The following is a 6,137-nucleotide window of genomic DNA, read 5'->3' on the forward strand; positions in this document are numbered from 1 at the left end:
CTTCATCTAATACTTGTAACGGCTTTAAGGCAAAGGCTGTTAGAGAAAAGCTATTAGTCAGCAACATGACGTAACAGCAGCCAAATCCGCTTACGAATATTTGCCACCCTGACCTGCCAGCGATAGTTGGGTTTATCGGCCACATAGGGGTAACGTAGCTGCAGGTCATTAATCTTTTCATAAATCGCAATCACAAGCGCCTCGGTTGACTTACCGGCCCACGGCGCTAAATCACTGCCTTTAAGTGAAGGGTAGGCGGTAATTTTCGAGGCTTTCAACTTATTAAAATTAAAGCCCTGTTTAGCCAAGCGCTGATACTCCTGCACCGACAACTTATCTATCACCTTGGCGAGCGGCACAGCATCTTTCGCCACCATATCAAGATACAATAAATTGTTTTTTAGCTCGCCTACCAGCGCACGCGAGTCGCCTTTCGACTGGCTCAGCCAGCGACTAATGGCCTTCATCGCTTGGCCACCTGAAGCCAAAGCCTTTAATGCTGTGGGTATTGAAACATCCATTACCTTACTTACACGTTATTTTGTTATGCACTTTTATCATTCACTTTTATCAGGCACTTCAGTCAAGCTAGATTTCATGCCATCATCAACGACGGCTATTGTAACGGCATTTACACAGGCTCAGCCATGCCATTCTCGCTATTCTTGCGTTTGCGGCGCGTCGGCGGTTGCAATCCAAGCCGCGCAGAACAGTATCAGACGTGAAAATAAGTAAAAGAAGGCCATTAAACCAATAATCGAGCCAAAAGCAGCCCCCGATGGCGAGCTGGCAAGCCGCGGCAATAAAAATGTCATGGCAAACTTAATCAGCTCAAACCCTATCGCCGCTAACAGCGTGCCTTTGCATAAGGCCCAGCGATCAAATTTACGTCTTGGCAAGACCCAAAAAATCCACAAAAACATTAAAAAATTGGCCGCTAAAGAGATACTTAAAGCGATTAGCGTCAAAGCCGGCGCCAGCCAAGCAATCTCTGCCAGCCCCAATGCGTCTACCACAAGAGCCTGAGCTGAGCCTGCCACCGAAGTCAGCATCACTGTTAAAATTAACGCCGCTATCAATCCTGACAAGGCGATCAGATCTTTCACGCTTTGCCGCAGCCATGGCTCTTTATCACCCGCCTGCCGCGACCAGCTATCGCGTGTTTGCGCGCGTACCGCCTGACGCAAGTTAGCCATCCAGCTCACACCCGAATATGCAGCAATAGCCAAGCCACTCAAACCCACTGTAGTGCGCTGATCCACGGCGGTTTGCACGGCATTTTTAAAGGTGTCGGCCAGATGCGGATCGGTTACACTTTGCGCAATCGTATCAATCAGCTGTGTCAGCAGCGCTTCATTGGCAGCCAACACAAAGCCTGCAGCCGCAAACAATACCATTAAAATAGGAATCAGCGATAAAAACGAAAAATAGGTGATTGCAGCACCAAATTGACTGCCCATGCGATCATCAAAGCGCGCAACAGCGCGCAGTAAGTGTTGAAATGTTGGCAGCGTCTGCAGCTGCCGTATCATCGAAGTTACCATAGACCTACGCCAAAACCATAAGTAATCAGCTTACACTATATTCGCGCCGCTTGTGGAGACGAAAATCAAGCTCAGTCAATCGTTCTACTGCAAGCACAATCACTAAAAAGGCATCACTTAAGGGGCCATAAAAGGTATCACTCAAGTCTATGCTGCGAAATACCCAATGCTTACAGCTCTAAAGCCAGCGCTGATCAATAACAATATGCCCGCTCAGATAAGGCACCGCACAGCCTGATATTAGCACCCGCTGATCACGCAGCTCACAATATACTTTACCACCACGCGTCGATATTTGCTTAGCACTGAGAGTATGCTTGGCTAACACACTTGCCCAATACGGTGCTAGCTGGGTAAATGCAGAACCGGTGACCGAGTCTTCGTCTATCGCCGCTTTCGGTGCAAAAAAACGCAGTACAAAATCATAGTCCTCAGCAGGCGCCGTCACAATCACACCACGCTGCGGTAGCTGGCGCAAATAATCATGCTGTGGCTGAAGGCTGGCTAACTGCTGTTCGCTATCGAGTACCACTAAAAAGTCCTCACCCACAAAACACTGACTCGGTGAAACACCCAAACCCAAGCATAGCGGCTCAGGGGCATCGCATGGCTGTAATGGCTGCACCGGAAAATCCAAGCTAAAGCGTTCACCGTGTCGGCTGACGACCAACTCGCCCGACAGTGATTGAAAACGTATCTGCTCACCCGCATAGTTTAAATAGTGGAATAACACATACGCTGCCGCAAGCGTGGCGTGACCACAGAGCTTCACTTCACAATTTGGGGTAAACCAGCGAATCGCTACGCTGTCAGCCTCAACCAGCACAAACGCGGTTTCAGCAAGATTATTTTCTTCTGCAATAGCCTGCAGCGTTGCATCGGGCAGCCAATAGTCTAGCGGTATAACTGCCGCAGGGTTGCCCTCAAACGCTTGCTCAGCAAACGCATCAACTTGATATATCGCCAGCTGCATAAAAATCTTGAACGTTAATCAGTTTCACATTTATAAACTGCATCTTAATAATACGCTTCTTAATAAACAGACTTGTAGCCTGAGCATGGTGGTTTATGCAGTAGCAGCTAACACAGTTTGGTGCACCGTCGCGATAGCGCAGAGCTGACCTTGTTGATTTTCAAAGCGTACCTCAACATCAACAAACTTATCTGCTTTATGAGTCACTGTCGCCGTAATCAACACCATACCCGCCTTAACCGGCTTTTTATAATCAATCTCAAGCTTATGGGTTGCAAACAGATCATCATCTGCAATGGTCGTTAACATGGCGGTGCCCGCCGCATAATCCGCCAGCGCTGAAAGATAGCCGCCAAATACCATACCGCCTCCTTGATACACATCTTCACTGGCCTGCCATTCGATGCTTATCGAATTATCTTGCCATGCGGTGATTGGCGGTAAAGATAAAAAGTGTATATGCGGCGGCATCATATGTGGTAATACATTTCCTGATACCGCGGCGTTTAGCGCTTGTTTCCATTTAGTCATATTGCATCCTTGTTTATGTATAATCAATTTTTATCAAAGTAAAACCGTTAGCATTCAACACTTGCGTGTTGCCTACTGGCTTTCACTGTCATGGGTTTTTAGAAATTCTATGGCCGCATCTTTCTCTTCAAGTGGAAAGCATTTGATATCAATATTTTTGAAAATTTTATCTTCAATACTGAGTATCTTTTTAAACCATTGTGTATCGGTTAATAGCGCATACTTTGAAATATTCGATGTGCCTACATCAAATAGGTATTTTAACTCTTCAATAATTGCAGCAACTTCCACTCCTTTGAAATGATTCAGTTGCACGAAAAATACAATATGCTCATGCGCTTCAGCTTTGGCGCGAGCTTGATTGAGAGCTAATGCCATATCACTTTCTGTAATCTTGCTTGATATGGATATAGCAATTGCATTGTCGATGCCGATTTCTAAAAATTCCATCATTTTTCTGTCCTTGTAATAGATTAAACTGCATAACACCTGCTGCGGATGCGTTCACGAAAAAGACTTACCGTGTTGCTTCTATGCCTTTTGTTTCTGATACGAGTTTTGAAAGCCTTATATTATCAACCCCCATCGGGGCATCAAACCACAGCTCATCTATATCAGAGCATGAATCACTTAGATCGAAAGTTTGAAACTTATCATTGGAATCCGTGATAACGCCATCAAGTGTTATATCTACAAAATTTTGCATACCATCTTTAACGCAGGTAATTACTAAAGTTTGCTCATATGCGAATACAGTGCTGTATTCAGCTATATCCATTGAATAGACAGTGAATTTTTGATTGTTAGCCGCAGATAAGCTTGAACCAATGCCAGCATAAGCTAAATTAAGCCAAACATTATTTGTATCGTCTAGGTTTGCAATAGCAAAGCCGCAGTTTTGCGCTGGCGAAAATAAGTAACCCTCCCTTGTAAAAGGGGCATTTTCACAACGACTACCCCCTGGCAAGGTCGCTGGCGAAAAGTCGATAGTGACTATGTCATCGTCAGTGACTTCTTCGTCAATAATTTCCTCTTCCGTGATCTCTTCAGACATGATGATGTAAGAGAAGCCACGAATCTCGCTGCCATTTTTATCAAAACGAATGGAAATTCTTGGGTTACGTCTTTGATCGGCAGTCAAATATTCGGCAAGCTCAAAACAGTATGCCTCTTTATCTTCGCTAGCGTTTATCCACTGTGAGGTAAACACTGAATTATCCTCAGAAGTGACGATAAATTGAATTTTACTGCCATCGGGTGTGGTAAATTTATTGTTCGTTACCCGCACATTATTAACCTGTCCTATGGAGGATACTGGCCAATAATCTGCGAGTCTGAACGCCTCTTGTGCATCTAAGGAAGCGACACTAGAACTGGCACCAACCCCTATAGCATTTTCTAGAGCAGGATCTGAGAGTCGGCAGTTACTCTCAAGCGCCTCTTCAGTAACTACATCTAGATCTTCAATCTCTGGTACGCAGCCAGACATAAGCGTCAACAAACAGGGTAAAAATAATATAGCGTGTTTCTTCAATGAAAACATGAGCCCATCCTTAGTGTCTATTTTCAAAATTATTATGCGATCTATAGCTTTTAGGATTAAAACAAATAGCACGACTAATGACAATTTTCTGGCTTGACCAGCTTAGAAATAGGGTAGAAAAATAGGCATCGAAATGGCGCGTGAGCCTAAATGCATCTATGTTTAAGCTGATATCTCACATCTAGATTCAGTTTTTAGTGCAAAAAAAGGAGATTTTTCCATGAGTGAACCCATCATCAAAATGGATGCCGAGGGCAAGGCCTCGGTGATTAGCTACAACGTACCCGAGCCCACTTCATATTCAGGGCGCAATATTATTGAGCTTGAATTTGACGATGATATTTTTAACCAGGCCGCAAAACAAATTCCCGCTGGACGAAAAACACCACCCAGTGCCGAGGCACTCAATACCGCCCTAGATAATGCCCGCGAGTTTGGTGTGATTGATACCAGGGTATTGCCGAATATCGGGCATATTGGTATACGCAGCCCAGCGTTTACAGAGCGCCGCTAATGCATGCGCCGTCACAGGGAAATATTAAACGCTCATAAGGAACTAAGATGCCAGAATCTAACACGACAGAGAATAAATCCGCAGCCTTGCAACCTATTTTTGATGGCTTATCTAAAGAAGAGGTCTTGCTACAGCAGCAGCTGGGCAATCGACTAAATGTTTACACCACGCTATCGGGTAAGCAACGATACAACTATTTACCCGAGCCAGTGTTAAAGCCTAGCTTTTTAATCGTTGAAGAGTATCGACTATCTAATTTTTTAGGCCAGTACGGTGCCGGTAGAACGGTTAAAACCTTTTCGCTACTGCCAGGCGAGAAAACCCTGATCAGTATCAACAGTTATAAAAAGTCGGCCTCATCATCATCTAGCTCGTCGAGTATTCTTGATTCATATACAGAGTCTAAGGCCGATGAATTTGAATCGTCGATTGCGCAAGAGCAATCGTCCCGTACATCTGAGTCCAAAAACTTTGAATACCACGCAGAAGCTGAAGCGAAAGTGGGCTGGGGCTGGGGCTCGGTTAAAGCCAGCGGCGGCACTAGCGGTGGTTCAGATTCAGCGCGCGAGGAGTTTGCACAAAATACCGCGGCAGCCACTGAAAAACACGCGGCAACCTCGTCAGCCAGTCGAGACGTAGAAATAAATACTAATTTTCAAGTGTCTGAAGAAGCCGGTGTTGAAACCTCGATCAGCCGTGAAATACAAAACATCAATGTCGGCCGAACGTTAAACTTTACCTTTCGCCAAATGAATCAAGAATTCATTAGCATCTTGCATTTGGTTGGCATTAAAGTCGCGTTTTTTAATGGCTATGCCGAATCAAAAGACGAAGTGCCATTGTCGCAGCTTACTCAGCTGGTCGAAAAATACGTCGTTGCTGACAAGCAAGCTGGTGTGATACAAGCCATCCTGGACCAAGTTCAATGGGTATATGACTACCAAGACCAGCCTCATGAGGTGATTGAATCGGTTAATCACAGCGCATCTAGCGCGCCAGCGTACTGGCGCTTCAAAAAAAACCTGCTGTCAG

At 45.1% G+C, this 6,137-nt stretch carries 8 protein-coding genes; 2 read left to right on the forward strand and 6 right to left on the reverse strand.

Features of this window, described 5'->3' with window-relative positions; genetic code table 11:
• Positions 1–53: 53 nt before the first annotated feature.
• From HRU21_11045 to HRU21_11070, 6 genes are all read right to left on the reverse strand, one after another.
• Positions 54–521, reverse strand: coding sequence for a hypothetical protein (locus HRU21_11045; GenBank protein NRA42823.1), 468 nt, complete (start codon positions 519–521; stop codon positions 54–56).
• A gap of 138 nt (positions 522–659) precedes the next feature.
• Positions 660–1,544: an inner membrane protein YhjD gene (gene yhjD / locus HRU21_11050; protein NRA42824.1), complete on the reverse strand. Its 885-nt coding sequence runs from the start codon at positions 1,542–1,544 to the stop codon at positions 660–662.
• A gap of 178 nt (positions 1,545–1,722) precedes the next feature.
• Positions 1,723–2,517, reverse strand: coding sequence for a PhzF family phenazine biosynthesis protein (locus HRU21_11055; GenBank protein ID NRA42825.1), 795 nt, complete (start codon positions 2,515–2,517; stop codon positions 1,723–1,725).
• 93 nt (positions 2,518–2,610) lie between these two features.
• Positions 2,611–3,048, reverse strand: a complete 438-nt coding sequence (locus tag HRU21_11060) for a PaaI family thioesterase (protein ID NRA42826.1) — start codon at positions 3,046–3,048, stop codon at positions 2,611–2,613.
• Positions 3,049–3,120: 72 nt separating this feature from the next.
• Entirely contained in the window at positions 3,121–3,501 is a 381-nt protein-coding gene (locus HRU21_11065; GenBank protein ID NRA42827.1) for an STAS/SEC14 domain-containing protein, read from the reverse strand.
• Between the two features lie 64 nt (positions 3,502–3,565).
• Positions 3,566–4,591 carry a hypothetical protein gene (locus HRU21_11070; protein ID NRA42828.1) on the reverse strand — a complete coding sequence of 342 codons (1,026 nt, stop codon included), beginning with the start codon at positions 4,589–4,591 and terminating at the stop codon, positions 3,566–3,568.
• A 220-nt stretch (positions 4,592–4,811) separates the two neighbouring features.
• On the opposite strand from HRU21_11070, the gene HRU21_11075 reads away from it, so the two are divergent.
• Complete coding sequence (locus HRU21_11075) at positions 4,812–5,105, forward strand: hypothetical protein (protein NRA42829.1); 294 nt, start codon at positions 4,812–4,814, stop codon at positions 5,103–5,105.
• A 47-nt stretch (positions 5,106–5,152) separates the two neighbouring features.
• Positions 5,153–6,137 (forward strand): hypothetical protein (locus HRU21_11080; GenBank protein NRA42830.1); only part of this gene is annotated, 985 nt, incomplete at its 3' end.

It is taken from the genome of Pseudomonadales bacterium (assembly GCA_013215025.1).
GTDB lineage: Bacteria > Pseudomonadota > Gammaproteobacteria > Pseudomonadales > DT-91 > DT-91.